13 protein-coding genes and 1 other RNA gene are annotated in these 20767 nt (G+C 35.8%); 9 read left to right on the top strand and 5 right to left on the bottom strand.

The genetic code is table 11. The features are described from left to right. Positions 1-2: 2 nt before the first annotated feature. From eno to sucD, 3 genes are read left to right on the top strand one after another with little or no spacing between them, the layout of a single operon-like run. Positions 3-1289, top strand: a complete 1287-nt coding sequence (gene eno / locus IPJ53_11020) for a phosphopyruvate hydratase (protein MBK7799637.1) — start codon at positions 3-5, stop codon at positions 1287-1289. A 34-nt stretch (positions 1290-1323) separates the two neighbouring features. Next, a complete protein-coding gene (locus IPJ53_11015; protein ID MBK7799636.1) occupies positions 1324-1650 on the top strand; it encodes a septum formation initiator family protein in 327 nt (108 codons plus the stop codon). 3 nt (positions 1651-1653) lie between these two features. Further along, entirely contained in the window at positions 1654-2526 is an 873-nt protein-coding gene (gene sucD / locus IPJ53_11010; GenBank protein MBK7799635.1) for a succinate--CoA ligase subunit alpha, read from the top strand. Between the two features lie 52 nt (positions 2527-2578). Here sucD and IPJ53_11005 read toward each other — a convergent pair whose 3' ends face one another. Both IPJ53_11005 and IPJ53_11000 read right to left on the bottom strand, forming a co-directional pair. Continuing rightward, the gene (locus tag IPJ53_11005; GenBank protein MBK7799634.1) at positions 2579-3052 is read right to left on the bottom strand and encodes a sterol desaturase family protein; all 474 of its coding nucleotides are present in this window, start codon (positions 3050-3052) and stop codon (positions 2579-2581) included. Between the two features lie 273 nt (positions 3053-3325). After that, positions 3326-6655, bottom strand: coding sequence for a HAMP domain-containing histidine kinase (locus IPJ53_11000; protein ID MBK7799633.1), 3330 nt, complete (start codon positions 6653-6655; stop codon positions 3326-3328). A gap of 84 nt (positions 6656-6739) precedes the next feature. On the opposite strand from IPJ53_11000, the gene rnpB reads away from it, so the two are divergent. Further along, positions 6740-7117: RNase P RNA component class A (rnpB, locus tag IPJ53_10995), an RNA gene on the top strand. 1 nt (position 7118) lies between these two features. Here the strand turns inward: rnpB and porV are convergent. Both porV and porU read right to left on the bottom strand, forming a co-directional pair. After that, positions 7119-8327, bottom strand: coding sequence for a type IX secretion system outer membrane channel protein PorV (porV, locus tag IPJ53_10990; protein MBK7799632.1), 1209 nt, complete (start codon positions 8325-8327; stop codon positions 7119-7121). 92 nt (positions 8328-8419) lie between these two features. After that, positions 8420-12268: a type IX secretion system sortase PorU gene (gene porU, locus IPJ53_10985; protein ID MBK7799631.1), complete on the bottom strand. Its 3849-nt coding sequence runs from the start codon at positions 12266-12268 to the stop codon at positions 8420-8422. Between the two features lie 82 nt (positions 12269-12350). Between porU and IPJ53_10980 the strand changes: the two genes are divergently transcribed. From IPJ53_10980 to IPJ53_10970, 3 genes are all read left to right on the top strand, one after another. Continuing rightward, a complete protein-coding gene (locus IPJ53_10980) occupies positions 12351-13382 on the top strand; it encodes a PorP/SprF family type IX secretion system membrane protein (protein ID MBK7799630.1) in 1032 nt (343 codons plus the stop codon). 77 nt (positions 13383-13459) lie between these two features. After that, positions 13460-14962 carry an SUMF1/EgtB/PvdO family nonheme iron enzyme gene (locus IPJ53_10975; GenBank protein MBK7799629.1) on the top strand — a complete coding sequence of 501 codons (1503 nt, stop codon included), beginning with the start codon at positions 13460-13462 and terminating at the stop codon, positions 14960-14962. A 54-nt stretch (positions 14963-15016) separates the two neighbouring features. Then, positions 15017-16309: a UDP-N-acetylmuramoyl-tripeptide--D-alanyl-D-alanine ligase gene (locus tag IPJ53_10970; protein MBK7799628.1), complete on the top strand. Its 1293-nt coding sequence runs from the start codon at positions 15017-15019 to the stop codon at positions 16307-16309. Here the strand turns inward: IPJ53_10970 and IPJ53_10965 are convergent. After that, positions 16298-17332: a hypothetical protein gene (locus tag IPJ53_10965; GenBank protein ID MBK7799627.1), complete on the bottom strand. Its 1035-nt coding sequence runs from the start codon at positions 17330-17332 to the stop codon at positions 16298-16300. The two genes, IPJ53_10970 and IPJ53_10965, sit on opposite strands and share 12 nt — an antisense overlap. Before the next feature lie 114 nt (positions 17333-17446). On the opposite strand from IPJ53_10965, the gene IPJ53_10960 reads away from it, so the two are divergent. Continuing rightward, positions 17447-18673 (top strand): amino acid dehydrogenase, encoded by a 1227-nt coding sequence (locus IPJ53_10960; protein MBK7799626.1) that lies wholly within the window; start codon positions 17447-17449, stop codon positions 18671-18673. Between the two features lie 121 nt (positions 18674-18794). Then, a complete protein-coding gene (locus tag IPJ53_10955) occupies positions 18795-20606 on the top strand; it encodes an OmpA family protein (GenBank protein MBK7799625.1) in 1812 nt (603 codons plus the stop codon). Positions 20607-20767: the final 161 nt, after the last annotated feature.

Raw genomic sequence — 20767 nt, 5'->3', positions numbered from 1 at the left:
GCATGAGTGAAATAGTTGATGTTATAGCAAGACAAATTTTGGACAGCAGAGGCTTTCCTACAGTGGAAGCTGAGGTAATTACCTATGATGGATTTATTGGGCGAGCAGCCGTACCATCCGGTGCATCAACAGGCAAACACGAGGCAGTGGAGTTGAGGGATAGAGATGAAAATGTTTACATGGGTAAAGGGGTTTTAAAAGCCTGTTCATTTATCGAAGAAGAAATCGCTGACCGGTTAATAGGAGTAGAAATTACAGATCAGAGGTATATTGACCAAATAATGATAGAATTGGATGGCACTGAGAATAAATCCAGAATTGGTGCCAATTCAATATTGGCTGTTTCCTTGGCAAGTGCTAGGGCCGCAGCTCTTGAAACTGATCTTTCATTATTTAGGTACATTGGAGGAACAAATGCTCATTTGATGCCACTGCCCATGATGAATATTCTAAATGGAGGCATGCATGCGGATAATAAACTAGATTTCCAAGAATTTATGATCGTGCCTGTTGGTGCTGAATCAATCAGTCATGCCATCAGAATGGGTTCTGAAATTTTTCACAACTTAAAAAAAGTACTGCAATCAAAATCCTATTCCACTAATGTAGGGGATGAGGGAGGTTTTGCCCCTTCACTTGGATCAAATGAGGAGGGTATTGAGCTTATTTTAAAAGCAGTAGAAAATGCTGGCTACAAGCCAGGAGAAGATGTTTGGCTCGCAATGGATGCTGCAGTTTCAGAAATGTATGATGAAGCTAATCGAGTATATCATTTTCATAAGTCTGGCTCCAAATCCTTAACTTCAGATGAATTAGTTGACTTTTGGGTTGGATGGGCTGCAAAATATCCACTAATATCAATAGAAGATGGTTTAGCGGAAGATGACTGGACAGGTTGGACCAATTTGTGTCAAAAGATAGGACACAAAATTCAGTTAGTTGGGGATGATTTATTTGTTACAAATCCAAAAAGATTGCAACAGGGAATTAACCTTAAAGCTGCTAATTCAATTTTAATAAAAGTCAATCAGATTGGTTCACTCACTGAGACTACCAATGCTGTACAAATGGCCCAAAGAAATGGTTACACCAGTGTAATGAGTCATCGTTCAGGAGAGACGGAAGATACTTTCATTGCGGACCTTTCTGTTGCATTAAATTGTGGTCAAATTAAAACCGGATCATTGTCCAGGTCTGACAGAACCGCTAAATACAATCAATTAATTAGGATAGAAGAGGAGTTAGGAGACCAGGCTCAATTTTATGGAAAAAATATACTTAAAAGATAAATGATATGTATATTTGCCTTTAAATGTTATTCTTATGAAGAATAAAAGGCATATTTTGCATATCCCTTCCAGAATTACGAGGTACGCATGGAAGAAAAAAGCACTTTTGACAATTATTGTTTTTAGTATTTATCTGTGTTTTTTCGATAAGTTTAATCTCGCTACTCAATACAAAATTTACACTTCACTTTCAGATTTAAAGACACAAAAGGAGAATTATGTCCAACTGATTGCAGAAGCAAAACAAGATAAAAAAGACCTTGAGCAGAATTATGAAAAGTTTGCCAGAGAGAAATACCATATGGCAAGGCAAGATGAAGATATTTTTATTATTGAAACCAAAAAGAAAACAGATAAGTAAACCATGAGTGTATTGGTGAATAAAAATTCCAGAATAATTGTTCAGGGATTTACAGGAAAAGAAGGAAGCTTTCATGCTGAGCAAATGATAAGTTATGGGACCCCTGTGGTTGGAGGAGTTACTCCAGGTAAAGGCGGTCAAATGCATTTGAATTTACCCGTTTTTAATACAGTCCAAAATGCAGTAGAATCCACTCAGGCTGATACGAGCATTATTTTTGTTCCACCTGCTTTTGCTGCAGATGCAATTATGGAAGCGGCGGATGCGGGAATAAGTGTTATTATTTGCATTACAGAAGGAGTACCAGTGCAAGACATGGTAAAGGTTAAGGAGTATCTTAAAAATTACCCGTGTACTCTAATAGGTCCAAATTGTCCTGGTGTTATCACACCGGGTGAGGCTAAAGTTGGTATTATGCCGGGATTTATTCATAGAAAAGGTCGGGTAGGAATTATTTCACGTTCGGGAACTCTTACCTATGAAGCTGTAGACCAGATAACCCAGGCTGGGTTAGGACAATCTACCTGTATAGGTATTGGAGGTGATCCGATTCCAGGAACGACAACCCTCCAGGCCATACAAATGCTTATGGCAGATTACGAAACAGATGGAATTGTAATGATAGGAGAGATTGGTGGAAGCATGGAGACAGATGCAGCAATTTGGATTAGAGATTATGGCACAAAGCCTGTAGTAGGTTTTATTGCCGGAAAGACTGCTCCAAAGGGAAGAAAGATGGGGCATGCCGGAGCCATAATTGGAGGAGCAGAAGACACCGCAGAAGCTAAAATTAAGATAATGATGGAATGTGGAATTCATGTAGTGGAATCTCCTTCACAAATTGGTATTAAAATGAAAGAGGTCCTGCAAAAGTAATTCAGGACTAAACTGCTTTAAGCACTCAATTTTCCTAAAGTTGGGAAAAAGCTTAGCTAAGTTTTCTCCTTTTGAAGTATTTAGGATTTACAAATAGCATTCCGAAAGATTCACCGTCTTCTTTAGTTTGTTTGGCATGATGTGCACCATGTGCTTTCAGCACGGCTTTAGAATAATCATTGTCTAGTTGTCTGAACCATTCAAATCTTCTATGAATGTAAACATCATGGACCAAAAAGTAACAAATTCCGTAGATGGATATACCTATTCCAATAAAGAGTAACCATCTTAGATCAGGAACTAGACTTCCAAGCAAATAACACAAGAAACTTGGAACGGCAAATACCAGAAAGAACCGATCATTTTTCTCCCAAAATCCTACTTTTAATTGATGGGGTTTATGATGATCTTCATGCCAAGACCATAAGAAGCCGTGCATAATGTATTTATGGGTGAACCATGCCATAAACTCCATCCCAATAAATGCCAATAAAACTAAGCCAAAATTAATTACCCAAGAAGCCATAAAAATCGTTTATTTAAAATGGAAACAACCTGTTAAGAGATCAGTTTAAAAGTATACTATAATAAATCCTTCATTTTTGAGTGTATTTGAATTTACGAGTTTACACTATCATACATTTACCAAAATGTTCAAGCCTGATTCTTTACGATCTTGAAAAACAAATTTAGTGAAAAATTCAAACATGAGATATTCTGCTGTGGACTATCCTTGGACGCTCCTAATATTAAAAGGCTCCTTTCAATCAGAGAATGACTGAAATAATATTTAATCATATTAAATTATGTTTTTCTCTATTCTCATCAAGGGTAGTTCAACAATAAACTCAGTACCAACATTTATTTCAGAAATAAAATATATTTTACCATTTACCGATTCAATAATTTGCCTGCACATAGCCAACCCGAGACCGGTACCAGAATTTTTGGTTGTAAAATTTGGCAAGAATACCTTTTCCCTCATATCTTCATTGATTCCAATTCCATTATCTTTAATTGAAATAAAGGCAAAGTTATTTTTTTGACCTAGTTGGATATCAATTTTCCCTTTTCTGTGTTCTGGAATGGCCTGTATCGAATTATTTATCAAATTATTCAATACTCTTATCATTTGGTTCTTATCACAAAATACAAACAGCTCGTCTATTGGAACAATCAGGTAAATATCCACATCTTCTCTTTTGCGAAAAAGATCATGAACGGATGATACAAGATCATTTATTAAAATTTTTTCATTTTCAGCCTTGGGCATTTTTGCAAAATTCGAAAATTCAGTTGCAATTTGAGTCAATCCATCGATTTGTTCCAACAGAGTTAATGAGACTCGTTGAATCAATCCGCTGAGATCAGTTTCTCCACTTTTGATTTTCTGTTGTAGATACTGAATGTTGAGTTTCATGGGCGTCAACGGATTCTTAATCTCATGGGCGACTTGCTTGGCCATTTCCCTCCATGCTGAATCTCTCTCAGATTTAGCTAAAAGTCCCGCACTTTCATCCAGCTGGCTTACCATTCTGTTGTAATCCTGAATTAGTTCACCTATTTCATCTTGACCCGACCAATCAAGTGTTTCATTTCTTTTTCCAAGACGCATGGATTTTAGTTTGTCACTTAAGACTTCCAAAGGAGATGTTATGGAATTGGCTAAAATAGTCGCAAGACTTGCGGCAATCAGAAATAAGAATACATAAATATTTAGTAAAGTATTTATTAGGTTATTTAATCTATTGTCTCTTGCTTTTTCATTATTTATATAACTTACCATTTCAAGAGTTCCCAATCTGATATTATTTAAAAAAATGTTTTTGAATCCAGAAATTTTGATCTGCCTGTTCATGTCATCATCCACTTTAATAACGATGTCAGATATTCCAAAAGGGTAATAAAAATAAAAGGCAGGATTACAAAGTTTAATTTTTGTGTTAGTATTCGTTTGATTTTTATAAAGATTAACTTCAAAGCCCTGATTGTCATAAAACTCAACGCCATAGTCAAATAGAGAAGATGTGGATTTTATTTGTTCAATCAAAACAAATTGAGCGTCTTCAAGATTATTTGTTGAAGATATTGATTGTTCAAGGAAAGTGCTTAAATATTTAATTTTATTAAATAGAGTTTCTTCAGTAATTTGTTGCTCAGATTTTTTTGTAAAAAATACTGTTACCAAAGCGATAATCAAAAAGCTAAATACAATTCCAAGTATAATATAGAATTGTATTTTTGTTCGGAGAGAAGGCTTGTCATCCACTTGAATGTTTAAGCCCTCAGGAAGAATTGGGTACTTTTGGTGAATGAGACTTACTAAGTATGATATTATTATAAGTATGGTAAATAAATAGCTGAAGAGAGAAATCGCTTTAACTATAGAAGGGATTGGGTGAGACAGTAAAATTAAGTAGCTTGGTTTTATTTTTTGAACCAACCACTCTTCCGAATTTCTGACCACTATGGTTCTGTTTTTAGGTCCTAGGTCATTTTTAAATTGTATAAGTTCTGGTTTTTTAAAATTCGAACTGTATCTGGGGATTTCATTTTCATAAATAAATAAATCATAACCCAGCTGATTGCTTTTTTCAATCAGCAAACCTAATTCCGATGAGATTGAAGTTGCGTTTGAGTCTATTTTCGCATACCCTATATTACTTATTGAATTAAGTAATTCGATTTTTTCGTACCGTTTTCTAATGTTTTGGTAGTGGAAGATTAACCCTGAAGTCAGGAAACTTATTATTAAGATCCAACTTATCAGCCATAATGCACTGGTTTGTTTGTAATCTACAAAATAGTCAAGCAGCCAAATAATGATTGATGAACTAAGAAAGAACGATATAAATGTTATTTCAAGATTTAGTTTATAAAGTAATGGCAGAGTAAGAACATACGCAAGTAAAAACAGTTGAACTCTTCTTTTTATAGGTAGTTGGTAACTTGTGGTGCTCAAACAAAGTTTGTGAGCAATGAGAAAAACAGAAATCAATATTAACAAGAGGGAAATTAGTAGTAAATAGTTCTCCAGGGGCAAAAAAATGGATTTATCCAAGTTGAAACTAAATTCAGATTTTACGAATACCGTTTTGAACAAGTTACAATAAACCAGTAGCGCGAGAAAAGTGATGATGTAATTAAATAATGGGATGATAAGATCAACGTAATTTTTACCGGCTGGCTGATTGACCTTAAGTTTATAATATTTGTGAAAAAAGTATGCAATATGAAATACCAAAATTGACAATACAATTAATTCAAATAAGGTATATTGAAAATAATTTGTCTTAATCTTGGATGAAGTAAAGATGCTGTCAAAATAATCAGGATTTGATACGAGCCAATTAGCTAAACTGCTGGTAGCTATTATGCCAATAAGAAGAGTTAAGAATCCCCAGGAATTTAAACCTGTATTAAAAAATATTTTACCAAAATAATGTGTTGGAAAGTAAAATATGACAAGCAGAAGTAGATAGAAAATAAGAATGCTGTTAGAAAATTCAGATGACAAATTGCCTCCGATATTACTTATATATGCAATGCTTTGTCCCTTTCCATTTTTTAGTGTGAGTGTTTCACTTGAACTTTTTTCTTCTGAAATATGAAATTCTTTACCATTTATGTCGTTTGGGGAAAGTTCTGAATATAAGATATAGCATAAGCCAAATTTTTCAGAATTCAATGTTTTGTTGATACCAAAATAATAACTGTTTTCGAAATCAAAAACTCCGCTTCCATCATTCTCCAAACAGGGGCACCATTTAGGATCGAATCTGACATTATCGCGATTCCAATATATGAGTTTTTCATTTTCACAAAAAACTATTGAAAAGTCCGAAAATCGACCTTGCTTGTTTAATCTTCTACTTATTTCTGCAATGAATTCGTTTTTATTCTGAATAGAGGAGTGGATTCCTTTTATTTGTGTTTCCAGCTCTTTACTAGCAATTTCAATTTGATTTATTTTCTGTTGACACTGCTTCAGAAATTGATGACCTCTGTCATGCTTAAATTCAGGGTAATAAATCTCGTAAATTTTACCCAGTGCTACCATCAAAAGAGCTATAAGCCATAGGTAAAACCAATGCTTATGCTTCTTCAGATTTAAATCCTCCAAATTCACAGCATAAAGTTAATGTATTATACATTGTATTTAATTATAATGCGAAAAAAACCCAACAATAGTTTTGAATTTTATAAATTTGTTCGAGCCAGTGTCTGTCGCTTGCTTTTTTAGGCAAGAGGAAAGTCCGGACAACGTGAGGAAACACACCACCTAACAGGTGGGTTCCACAAATGTGTGGAAACAGAAAGTGTCGCAGAAAATTACCGCCTTTACTTCGGTAAGGGTAAGGGTGAAAATGTGTGGTAAGAGCGCACAGAACCATGCAGTAATGCTGGTTTCGGATAAACCTTGTGTGTTGAAATGCCAAATAAATCCATTAACCCGAAAGGGTTCAATTCCTCAATTGTGCAATATTGCAGATGGAAGGGTAGGCAGCTAGAATTCGGCAGTGATGCCGGATCCAGATAAATGACAGCACATCCATTGGATGACAGAATCCGGCTTATACTGGCTTATTTTTTTAATTATTTTCATCTTTGAACGCTGCCATGTCAAAAACAAAAGAAAAACGCAGCGTATTAGCAAGCGGACTCCTGTTGATATTTACCGGTACCAGGTATGAAAGATTAATTCCGAAAACATTATATTTTAAACCACAACCTAAGGTAAAGAAACGTCTGTTCCCTTTAAGAGCGTGCTCATGAAAATAACCCATTCTAACAGCAAACTGTTTGTCATACCAATATTCTAATGCTCCTGAAAAAGTAATTTCTTGTACCTCTTCTGTGAATCCCCCGACTGCATCTCCAAATGAACCAAGAATACCTTCAAACAGGGATTTTTCGCGTGTATCGGCAATCGTATTCTGATTTTTATCAAAATCTGGATGACCAAAAGGGATGGTACTTGGAACTAAAAGTTTGTTGCAATCCAGAATAATATTAAGGGTATTAAAGTCATCAAAATTCATTTCATAATTTCCGCCAATTCCAAAATTGGTTGGAATAAAATCTTTAACTACTGATTTAGTGTAGGTTACCTTGGCTCCAATGTTTGTGATAGCCGAACCAATGCTCAAATAATTTCTTCTACCGCTTGCACCCATTGGGGTTTTATAAAAGACACCAATATCTGCTCCAAATGTTTTTGCAGGAAAGATTTGTACTCCACCCACTGATCGGCCGGTGGCCAAATTGGAGTAAACAAATTTGGCACTCAGACTGGCAGATAATTTATTTGAAAGTTTTCTACTATAGGCACCGGTAATTTCTAATTCGTTGGGTTGTCCTGTGCCTTCATCTACGCCTGCTTCGTTTCTAAATTCAATTGTACCCAATGAGAAAAAGCGAATAGATGCACCTGCTGTTTGGTTGTCGTCTATTTTCTTATATCCTGATAGGTAAAGCAGGTATATATCATCAATACCTAAATTTCTTAACCATGGAGAATAAGTGGCAGAGATAGCTAAATCATTCTCAGCAAAAGCTAATCTGGCAGCATTGTGATGCATGGCATTTGGATCAGCACTTAATGCCAAACCGGCATCTCCAAGTGCCCCTGAACGAGCATCAGGTGTAATCCTTAGGAAGGGTAACGCAGTCAACAAAGTATTTGAAATACACTGATCAGTATTAACGTCCACCACGCAATTTTTTCTTGGGTCCCAAATTTGAGCTGTAAGATCAAAGGCCAAGTTCAGTAATAAGCAAGTAAATATTATTCTAGACATATTAAAAGGATGAATATTAAGCAAAGTTATGTTTTTTCAGCTAATTATAAATAATGATAAGTACTAAATTGTTCTTTTAATGAGCAAGTCAGTTAATGGAGAATTAACAATTTTTGATGTTTACTACGTTTATTCACCGAAGTAGTGCCGGTATCTCCACTTACTCGAATCTGATAGAGGTAAACTCCATTAGCCAGTTTAGATCCAAAATCATCGGTTCCATCCCATTCAATTTCAGCTGTTCGGTATCCATCCATATTTATGTTCTTTTGAATGGTTTTTACCATTTTTCCACTTATGGATTGAATATAAATGGTTACCTCCAGAGGTAATCCTGTTAAATTAGTTTCAAACTGAAAATTTGTTTTTCTATTAAAAGGGTTTGGGTAATTGAGCACTCTTTCCAGGCTGATGTCATCATTATCGATTACATTAAATTCAATGTTCGCGCTTCCCTGGTTATTTGTGATATCCCATGCGATTAAACTTAAAGTGTGTTTACCTGGTTTTAAATTCTTTAAAGGATAGGTAATTTCTCCTGACCGGTAATCATTTAATTGTGATTTAAAGAAATTATTCAGAATGATAGGAGATTCAGTGTTTAAGTCAATGATCGCACTAAGGTCATGTCCAATGCTGTTTCCTGAAATATTTATCCCCATGTCATCAGAAATTCGTGCAAAAATTTTAGGATTCTCATCCGTAATACCACCGCTGACAAACTGATCATTGTTTATGTATAATTTGACGACTGGAGGGAGGTCTTTGGTTGTAGTATCTGAGGTGAACCCTCCAATTAAAAATTTATCAGTATATCCTGATGCATCAAGGTTTTTTTCGTTGGTGGCATACAAACTTATTTTTCCTTGACCGATTGAAAAATTGATGTCTTTTGGTACGATAAAAGTAAACTCCCATTCTCCGTTTTTTACTTCTGAATTACCCTTAAAAATTATATTCTTTTGAATACTGAATGTTTGTTCACGACTTGATGGATCATTGGCCCTTGTTTTTAAATCAATTGGCTTGTCAAATACTGTAGTGTACAAAAGGCCATTGAAATCACTTGCAGTTTGTCCATTAGGTAACTTAACCCTGCCTTTAACTCTTACAGTTTGCAATGCGCGAATGGTATCTAATATAGGTCCAAGTGGTCGGTCATTTATAGACAAAACTTCGTTTTCCAAAATTGGGTATGCCAAAGTTTGGGAAGGGTCACCAAATAGTAAAAATTTTCTTGAATTTTGAAGAATCCCGGGTGCAGAGTTTTGGTTTTTGGAGCGGGTGAGAATTTCCCCCATGGTTAAGAATTTTCCATTTTCTTTCCCATAAAAATTGTTAAAAACAGAATTGGTCAACTGGTAATTTTCACTGGCATATACCGCTCTAACTGTTGAAAACATGCCAATGGTTCCTCCTTTTTGCAGCATTGTCAATTGGCCGGCACTTGTTATTTCCGGGTCGTCAAATCCGGTAAAAGTACATGTGGCAGTGACCATTAAAAACATTTTATTTAAATTGTCCCACTGCCTGATGTCAAAATCCTGGAGGATTCTTTCCTGTCCCAGACCTGTAGGACCACCATGCCCCATGTAGGAAAATACAAGTGCTCCAGTGAAAACGGATGTATTAATTGCTTTATTTACTTCCGGATATCTTTCTCCACCCGGAGTGGTGATCTGTTCATAAGCATCTAGATAAATTTTTTGTTGATTGAAGAGTGGATTTTGGCTTTTGACCGATTGTGCTATTCGGTCCATATCTGACATGTGAATGTTTCCATCTTCGTCATCTCCTGAAAAAATTAAGTTTAACCTCCAATCTGCGTAAGTGTTAGGGTCAGTATCATAACGAATAATTTTATCCACAAAATCTCTTGCCTCTTCCTGAGTTCTGGCCAGAATTCTACCAATGGACAGATCCAGTAAACCAGCTAAGTTCTCGCCTTCATTTTCATCTAATAAGCCAAAGTAATCATCTGTAGGAAATGAATTAATTGGGTCAAGAGATTCTGATGTTTCATAAGTGCTCACTAAATTTTGATCTTTTACTTTTGTATTCAAATATCTGAAATCATAGCTTGCCGCTCCAAGAAGTGTTACATATCTGAATTGAGGATTCCTGAGGTAAAGCATTCTGAGAAAATCCCTAATGGCAGTTGGATCCTTGGATCCACAACCAAATTCATTGTAAATATGATCCACATCGACAATTACTCCTTTAATGTTGCTGTGTTTTTGTCTATGTTGCAATAATCTTTCTGCTTCATTTTTAAAATCTTTGTAATAAATGATTGCGAAATCATAAATTTCAAGACCATGTAAGTTTTGATTTTCTACGCTACCAATGTATTCAGGAGTCGGATAATTGGCTGAAGGATCAAAAACCAGGTATTCCGACAACTTACCAAAGCTTTCATCGGTAAATTCCAAATTTCCCGAAATTACTTTATAAGGTATTTCGACCGGATTCAATGAAGATGTTATATTCCAGCAGAATAAATTTGATCCAGGATTTGCAATTTTATAAGTGCTAAAACTATTTAGCTTGGATTCAGGGTCAAAGACAAATAATGGTTTACTCAGATAATCGTACTTTCTCCAAGCGGTAAGTTGTATCCAATCCAACCAACCATCTGAACTGCTTCCATTATCAGGAAATGTTATTTTTATTTTAGGTAGTTCATTTTTTAAATTCAAATCAGAAAATATAAAGTTATTGGCAGCAAAGTTTGAAGTGCAACTATAGCCAATTGTGGAAAGTGATTTGGAAACAGATTCTCCATCTACATTAATATTCAGGGTAGAAGTCCTGTTTGATCTGGATGCAAACAAAGCCTTCAATTTTGTTTTTCGACTTTGATCCAGACCAGGAAAATAGAAGATTGAGTTTAAATCAAGACTTCGGGAATTCCCTAAGTCTTCCCCGTACCATTTTTGCCCTGAACCATGGTTGCATTCATCTAGATCTAGCAAATTGTATAACTCTTTTTCATGGTGAATACTTAATAGGCCAGATGACGAAACATAATTACCACTTTCAATAAAATTATTTTTCAGGACTCTTAACCCAGGTGTATTGTCAATTTTTATATAATAATATGACTTTTGGCTGTAGGGATTTTTTGTATATAGAAAATCTTCACTTCCTTCATTATATAACTGGGAATCAGGTCCATTGGCATAAAATAGGATGTAATCATTTTCATCAAACACTCCATCTTCTTCACCATTGATGTACAGACTGTTTTCTTTAAGATCATCTATTCTTGCTACTGAATTGGATTCAGGCAATGGGACTCCACCGTTTCCGTAAATATGAATATTTTTAGGATCAACTGAGGCAAGGCTTATTTTTAAATTTTTTTCAAGATAATTTTTGTCTAATTTATAGATTCCTTTATTGGATAAGGCTATTTTATAAATATTACCACTTTTTAAAATTGAATTATAGGTGTATGGAGGAGTGTTAGGGCTTCTGGAAACTATGTTGGGAACAAAAAAGACGTCTATTTTACAAGAGAGAATCCTTTCATAACTTTGATGGCTTGATTTTTTTACAGGAATTAATTCAACTATTGCTTTTGTACGCCCTCTTTCATTAAAAATGGAATACCGAGTTACGAAATCATCCTCCAAATTTGGAATTTGATTCAGGGTTCCTGTGGAATTGAAGTTTACAATTTCGCTTTGATTTACAAGTAACTTAATGTTAATGCTGCCTTCAATTTGTAAGGGAATTTCATATCGTAAGACAGGAATGTCAGGGGTTGACTGATCTCTTAATGCACCGTTAAAAATATCAATAGGACCTTTCTGAACTAATCCTTTATTAGATTTGTCTAAGTTTATCCATTCAAAGTTGAATGTATTGGTATAACTTTGTTGTGCAAATAAAATATATGGAAATAATCCGAGGAGTACCTTTAGAATTGATTTCATAACAAGGTTTAATTAGGTACAATTAATTTCTATAGTTCGGAATTTGGATACTTAACGTAGTTTTAACATACTTATTGTCAATATGTTTTTTAGAAAAGCAATATATATACTCGCCTTAATTTGGACACATTTAATTGGCTTACAAGGGCTGTCAGCTCAGGATCCAATATTTAGTCAATTTTATGCTGCTCCTTTACAGATGAATCCTGCTTTTGCTGGATTGAGTGAAGGCCCGAGGCTTGGTATCATATACAGGAATCAATGGCCATTTGTAGATCAAAGCTTTAAAACATACGTCACCTATAACCTGGCTTACGATCAATATTTTACAAAGCTTAAAAGTGGATTTGGTTTGGAATTAACCGCAGATGATGCCGGGGATGGGTTGATTAAAACTATAAAGGTGGCAGGGATGTATGGGTACAAAATCCAATTGAATTCAGATGGTCATGTGATAAAGGGTGGTCTTGAGCTTGGATTTGTGCAGGTTAATTATGGCTGGGACAAATTTATTTTTGGTGATCAAATTGATCCTGCAACAGGATATTTATCCCCGGGAGGCTTGCCCATTTTGTCAAAGGAGTCAAGACCGTTGGAAACAAATAAGTCATATTTTGATGCTGGTGTAGGTTTATTGTATTACTCGCCGGACTACTATTTGGGGATTTCCGCCAAGCATTTTAACAGTCCTGACATAGGAATATTGCAAGTGAATCAGAATGGGTTTGGGGGCTTACCTGTTCGTTGGGGAGTTCATGGAGGTTTTTCCTTTAGATTAGATAGAAACAGCAGAGGTACCTCAGGGTTGTTAAGTCCGGGAATACAAATCGTCACTCAATCTTCATTTTTTCAACTGAATATGGGGACTCAATATCAATTTAGCACGGTCTTTGCAGGACTTTGGTACCGGCATGCAAGACAGAATGCTGATGCAATGATCGGGGTGATAGGTTTTAGGAAGGATTCTTGGAAGTTGGCATACAGTTTTGATTATACCCTTTCTAAATTGGGGATAGGTTTAGGGGGGAGTCATGAAATAAGTATTTTATTCAACAAAATGCCGGAAAAGCGGAAAAAGAAGAACATTCAGGACTGTTTTGAAGCTTTTAATTAAATTTTATTAAAAAGTTATCTTCGCACAATAAATAATTAGCTAATTTTGTTCTCCTAAAAATTAAAGACAGTAGTAGGATGAAAGTCAATGTATTTTCTATGGTATCGCTCTTGGGCTTATTTTTAATGATAAGCGCCTGTAGCAAAAGGAATAATGATCGTTCATCAGCCACAGGCTGGAAGTACAACGATCCTGAATACGGTGGTTTTGAAAAGGTAGATTATGCCGGTCAACCCACTGGACCCAATCTAGTTCTTATAGAGGGGGGGACTTTTACGATGGGTTTGACTCAGGAAGATGTAACTTATGAGTGGAATAACATCCCTAGAAGGGTTACTGTATCCTCTTTTTACATGGATGAGACAGAAGTTTCAAACATAAATTACAGGGAATATGTATTCTGGTTGGGAAGAGTTTTCAAGTCTTATCCGGATGTAGCTCGAAAAGCCTTGCCCGACACATTAGTTTGGCGAGAAGAATTGGCTTACAACGAGCCTTTCGTAGAGACTTACTTTAGGTTTCCGTCCTATGATGAATATCCGGTAGTCGGTGTTAGCTGGTTACAGGCTAAAGACTATTGCAAGTGGCGAACTGACAGAGTCAATGAGATGATTCTTATTGAGAAGGGCATCTTTAACCCTAATCCAGATCAGGTTGATGCTGAAAATTTTGATACTAAATCTTACTTAGCTGGTCAATATCAAGGAAATGTTAGAAAGAACTTGCCGGATATCACGACTGGTGGTGAGCGCTCAGTAAGATTCGAAGATGGAATTTTACTTCCTGAATACCGATTGCCAACTGAGGCTGAATGGGAGTATGCTGCCTTGGCATTAAAAGGTAAGCAGTCAGTTAATGGTGATGAGTTGTACACTGATAAAAGATTTTTTCCTTGGGATGGCAATACCGCCAGATACAAAAGAAGAGATAAATACATGGGTAACATAATGGCCAATTTCAAAAAGGCTGGTGGGGACTATATGGGTATGGCTGGAAAGTTGAATGACCATTCTCATATTCCTGGTCCTGTAAGGACATTTTGGCCAAATGATTTTGGACTTTATAACATGGCAGGAAATGTTTCAGAGTGGGTTGAGGATGTTTTTCGTCCTTTGACTGCGACTACTTTAAGAGATGTTGAGAATCATGATTTGAATCCATTTCGTGGTAATGAATTTAAGGAATTGGTATTGGATGAATCAGGAGTTCCGGTCGAAAAGGATAGCTTGGGTATGTTAAGGTATCAGATGGTTACGGATTCAGCAGTTACTGAGAGGGAAAACTATAATAAAGGTGGGGTTAAAGATTTTAGGGATGATGACTCAGAATCAGTTGAATATGCCTATGGAAAATATTCATTGATCAGCAATAAATCAAGAGTAATCAAAGGAGGTTCATGGTCCGACCGATTGTTTTGGCTTTCACCTGGATCAAGAAGATTTAAAGATGAAGATAAATCAGATCGCAACATTGGTTTTAGGTGCGCGATGACCAGAACCGGTGGTCCGGAGGGTAATGAAGATGCTGGTGGTCTTGAGTTTAAACGTAAAATGCCAAAGCAAAAAAGATCTTTTAAATAAATTAAATTATAAGCATTTAAAAAATCCTCACATATTGTGGGGATTTTTTTTTGTATGGATTCAATAGCTTTATACGAATTATTTGATGGTCGGGTAGATCGAATCGTCACCGACACCCGTAAATTAAAGGAAGGAGATATTTACTTTTCTTTGAAAGGCGCAAATTTCAATGGAAATGAATTTGCTCCTCAAGCACTTGAGAAAGGGGCATCTTTTGTTGTTGTAGACGAAAATATAGGGTTGGAAAGTCGTGTTATCCGAGTGGATGATGTTCTAAAATCTATGCAGGGTCTTGCTCAATTACATCGCAAGAAGATGAATGCAAAGGTTATCGGAATAACCGGTTCAAATGGGAAAACAACTACTAAGGAATTACTCTATTTTATTTTGAAAGAAAAATTTCAAACTTTAGCCACCCAAGGAAATTTAAACAATCACATTGGTGTTCCACTCACCATTTTTAAGTTGGAACCTCGCCATGAAGTTCTTGTTTTGGAGATGGGAGCTAATAAACCCGGTGATATTAAAGAGTTGACAGAGATAGGTGTTCCGGATATGGCGCTCATTACGAGCCTTGGGAAAGCGCATATTGAAGGATTTGGAAGTTTTGAGGGCGTAATTAAAACTAAGAAAGAACTGTTTGATGATGTTGCAAATAGGGGAGGCACCTTGTTTTTTAATTTGAACGACCCGCAACTAAATCAAATGTATTCACTGTTCAAAGATGGATTGAGTTTTGGAGATAAAAAAACGAATTCAGATTATACCTACGAGTTGCTTCAGCAAATTCCAGAGATCAAATTAAGAGCTTTTTACGATTTGGATGCGGTAGATTATTTTGCTCATCTTTTTGGTGTTCATAATTATCAGAATGTAATAGCTTCTATTACGATAGCACGTCATTTAGGTTTGGACATTGAACAAATATCAAAAGGGTTGGATGATTATTATCCACAGAATATGCGATCTCAGATTACAACTTGGGGCAATAACAAAGTGATTTTAGATGCTTATAATGCCAATCCGGCATCCATGTCAGCAGCTATTGAAAGTTTTCGCGAATTTGAGCACAATGAAAAATGGGTTGTCTTAGGAAAGATGGCGGAATTAGGGGATTCAAGTCAGGAAGAACATCAAAATCTTACAGAATTATTAGTGTCTGCTGGTTTTGAAAAAGTTATACTTATTGGCAGTGAGTACAATAACAAATTAGCGCAAGACAAATTTATTTTATTTGAGAATGTAGATTTAGCGAAGAGTTGGATTTATAAAAATATGCCAAAAGAAAAATTGATTTTAATTAAAGGATCAAGGTCATCACAACTTGAAAAAATTCTAACGGAATAATTCCAGGATTCTTACCGGTGCATGAGCCTGTACTGTCATTAAATATTCTTCGTAGGTGCATGGAGTTAAAGACGGTTTGATGTCTTCATCAATTCCGGGGGTTCTAAACCACCATTTTCCACTGATTTCTGATTTGTAAAATTGAATTTGAGCTTCTGAATCCTGTAGTTCCACAATATATTCTGTGATGTGCCGAGTTTGATCCAGATGGTCAAATTTTCGCAGTGCAACACCTTCAACAAAATACCATATCATTTGGGCAACTAAATTTTCACATTGAGAGAAATCTGTTGCATTCCAATCAGAAATGAACAAGCATTTTGTTTTGTCTCCAGAGCCGGACATCTTGCATATTCCGACGGCTTCTTCAGAGAACAATCCACTTGCTGCATGTATTTTATTTGCGGGGAAGTCGCTTGTTCTAATGGCATTTAGATCAAAGAATATATACTCTGAATTTCTTGCAAATGGTTCAAATGAAGAATTTGATTTTCTATATTCTGATAAATACAAAGTTGTTATCTGATCCTGAATTGCAAACAACAACTCTTTATTTGTATAATGTCTTTGAAGTGCTATTAGATGAACCTTTTTTAGGAAGAGGCTTTTATTAAAATTATCTAAATCATTACTATTTACCATATTGGAAATAAGTGATAAACTATATGGCTCCATGCGAGTTTCCTGAAATTCATCTATTCCAAATAATATTTCCTTTGGGCAGGCAAAGACTATTGGGATGATGTTGTGATTTAGTAAGTAGAACAAGACTTTAGAAACATCTTTTGGATGGTGAGGATCAATGTCCCCCAAATCCATAATTGTCAAATCTCTAAATACCGACAGATTCATTTTATAAAATTCATCTCTGATTTTTTTTGATACTTCGGATCCAGTTCCAAGAATAACGACATCAATATCCTCTAATTTAGGAGATTTCTCAAGATTGAATTTGACTGAATGGACTTGTGAACTCCAAGTATTAATTTGCTGAGGATTCGGGAATGAAAGATTGAATTCCATTATTTACATTTTGGCAAAAATACATATTATTTTTTATTTTAATATGAATTTTATTTGTATTAATCCATCTTAAACCATTGATAGCCCTTAATTTTACCATTCAAATAAAAAGACATGAAAAACAAATTAGAGGCTTACTTGGCAAAACATCCAGAAATAGTCTTTGAATGGAATGATGAACATACAGATGCAAAAGGTTGGCTTGTAATAAATTCCTTGAAAGGTGGGGCTGCAGGTGGAGGAACCAGGATGAGAAAAGGTCTTACCAAGAAGGAAGTGGTATCATTGGCAAAAGTTATGGAAATAAAATTCAGTGTTTGCGGACCTTCAATTGGTGGTGCAAAATCAGGTATTGATTTTGACCCATGGGATCCCAGGAAAACTGAAGTATTGGAAAGATGGTACAAGGCCATACGTCCCCTCTTAAAATTTTATTATGGAACTGGCGGAGATCTTAATGTAGATGAGGTCAAAGATGTTTTTCCGATTACTGAAGCACTCGGAATAATTCATCCACAGGAAGGAGTCTTAACCGGGCATTTTAATTATTCAGAAGAAGGTAAAAAATCTGCCTTGAATCAACTAGATCATGGATGTAAGCTTCCAGTTTGCCTTCAGGAATACAGTCCAGATAATGGAAAAGGTAATTACACGGTTGCAGATATGATTACAGGATTTGGGGTTGCTGAATCTGTCCGACATTATTATGATATTTATAAGCAAAGTGATTTGTCAGGCAAATCTGCTTTTATTCAGGGGTGGGGAAATGTTGCTTCTGCTGCGGCCTTATACTTAGCTCGTCAAGGAGTCAAAATTAAGGTCATACTTGATCGCCAATATGGTATGATAAGTGAATCTGGTTTTTCAGAAGAAGAAATCAGACAACTCTTTTTAAACAAGGATGGGAATCAATTGAATCCAAGTGGTACCCAGCCGGCAGAAGAAGTGAACAAAATTGCCTGGAAGATGGGGTGCGAAATATTTATTCCGGCAGCTGCCTCCAGGATAGTGAGTCATGTCCAACTCCAAACACTCATTGATCACGGCACCAAAATGGTTAGTTGTGGAGCAAATGTTCCATTTGTGGAAGATCAAATTATCTTTGGAGATACCAGTCAAGCAGTAGATGCCGAATTGGCACTGATTCCGGATTTTATAGCAAATTGTGGGATGGCTAGGACATTTAATTATCTCATGCAGAAAGAGTCACTTATGGATGAGCATTCTATTTTTAATGATGTTTCCAGTACCATTAAAATAGCACTGGAACAAGTAAAAGGAGAGGAATCAGAGCCAGTAAACTTATTTAATAGGGCTCTAAAACATTATATTAAATACTAGATAATCAAACATATATAAATATTTTATTATATTTATATCTAAAATCTCAAAAATGGCTGGGTTTTTGTATAAATTTGCATGGATTGTTGTATTAACAATGCAGAACGTAAAACCATATGTTATGTCAAGAGCCATAGTATCCTTTACACTTGCCTGGTTTTTTATGGGCCTGGTGAATGCACAGGTTGACTCGGCAAAGGCTGTTAACGATAGGGTTGCTATTCAGATTGACAAAACAGCTTTATGGAAGTCTGGCAAAGCCAAATATCCTCCTAAGCCAAAAGATGTATGGGAATTGGGGATTCATGGGGGGCACTTTCTAATAGATGGAGATGTGGATCCTTTAAATCCGTTTGCAGGATTTGGTGTGGGATTGCACTTGAGGAGAGCTATTCACTATGTTTTTTCAATCCGTTTAGATGCAACCTATTCAAGATCCAAAGGCCTTGAAACTCAACCTTATGGGGAGAGTTTGGAACCAGAGCAATTTTATTTGGAGCCCAAAGGTCAAAACAGAAGGGTTTTTGATGGTTATAACCGAAACAACCCTTGGTTTCCATCATATCGGACAGATTATTTCGGAGGGTCTTTACAAGGTGTTTTAAATCTTGGAAATTTGCTATTTCATAAAGAAAGAAATAAATGGAATTGGTATTTAGTCCTTGGTTTTGGCGCCTACCATAACAGGACCATGATGGATTTGAGAGATGCAAATGGAGCTGATTACCAAAATATTATTAACAGGATTGGTTTTACAGGAGACAAATTCAATACCCGTCAAGGGCGAAAAGAAATTAAGTCTGACTTAAAAGCACTTTACGACGGCACTTATGAGACTGAAGCATTTAAGAAGAGAGGTATTTTTAGAGTGGGGGATGAATATAATGTTCTTTTTCAGTTTACCGGAGCAGTTGGGGTTTCCAGAAAGATTAACCGAAGATTTAATATTTCACTGGAACATCAGTTGATTACTTCAGACAATGATTATCTTGATGGTATTAAATGGAGATCAAGTACTGATCAAACTAATAACAACGACATCGCACACTATACCAATTTACGATTGGGAATAAATCTTGGAAATCTTAAGAAAAGAACTGAACCATTGTATTGGTTAAACCCAATAGATGCGGTATATGATGACATTGCAGCTTTGAAGCAAAGAGCTATTTTTGATCCTAAGGACACAGATCAGGATGGAGTCATTGATATCTTAGACCAGGAAACAAATAGTGTACCTGGCGCCCCAGTTGATACCAGAGGAATTGCGGTGGACAGTGATGATGATGGGATAAAAGATTTTAAAGATAAAGAACCTTATTCTCCTCCCGGTTATAGAACAGACAGCCTTGGAGTTGCACAAATTCCAGTTCAACCAATTTTAACAGAAGGTGATGTCAATAAGCTTGTTGACAATAAGCTTGCTTCATCAGGGCTTGTAGGACCTGATGGGAAAAAGGCATGCTGTCCTCCGGATTGGTTTTTACCAATGGTTCATTTTAATTTGGATGAATATTGTGTAAAACCTCAATACTATCCTCAGCTCCACCATGTTGCTGAAGTTATGATTACCTATCCTGATTTAAAAATCACAGCAATTGGTCATACAGATGTTCGTAATTCTAATAGCTATAATAATGTTTTATCTTATAATAGAGCAAAAAATGCTATTGAGTATATCATAGATAAGTATAAAATCCCAAGGGAGAGATTTATACTCATGTATGGTGGAGAAGAGTCGCCGTTTGGAAAAAAATCTAATTTGCATTATATCAACAGACGAGTTGAGTTCAGAGTAAGTAAGAAAGAAGATTCTGAAATGGCAAGACCACCCGGACCAGATGCAGGAGACTGTAATAAAAAGCGTGTAAAAAAAGCATCAAATGTAAAAACCGATAATGGTACTGATGCAGATAAAAAATCCGGATACTAATATTACTGATTTAAAGCATCATACGGAATCGTTTAATTGTTATAAACTTCTGACGTAAGTTCAGACCAAATGTTTTTAAATTTAGTTATTGTATTTTGACTCGATTTAAAAATTTCCATTAGGATTCTTTTTTTAGGGATAGCACTTGGTACATTTTTAAA

This window comes from Candidatus Vicinibacter affinis (assembly GCA_016714365.1).
GTDB lineage: Bacteria > Bacteroidota > Bacteroidia > Chitinophagales > Saprospiraceae > Vicinibacter > Vicinibacter affinis.
This window is presented reverse-complemented; position numbering and strand designations above follow the sequence as displayed.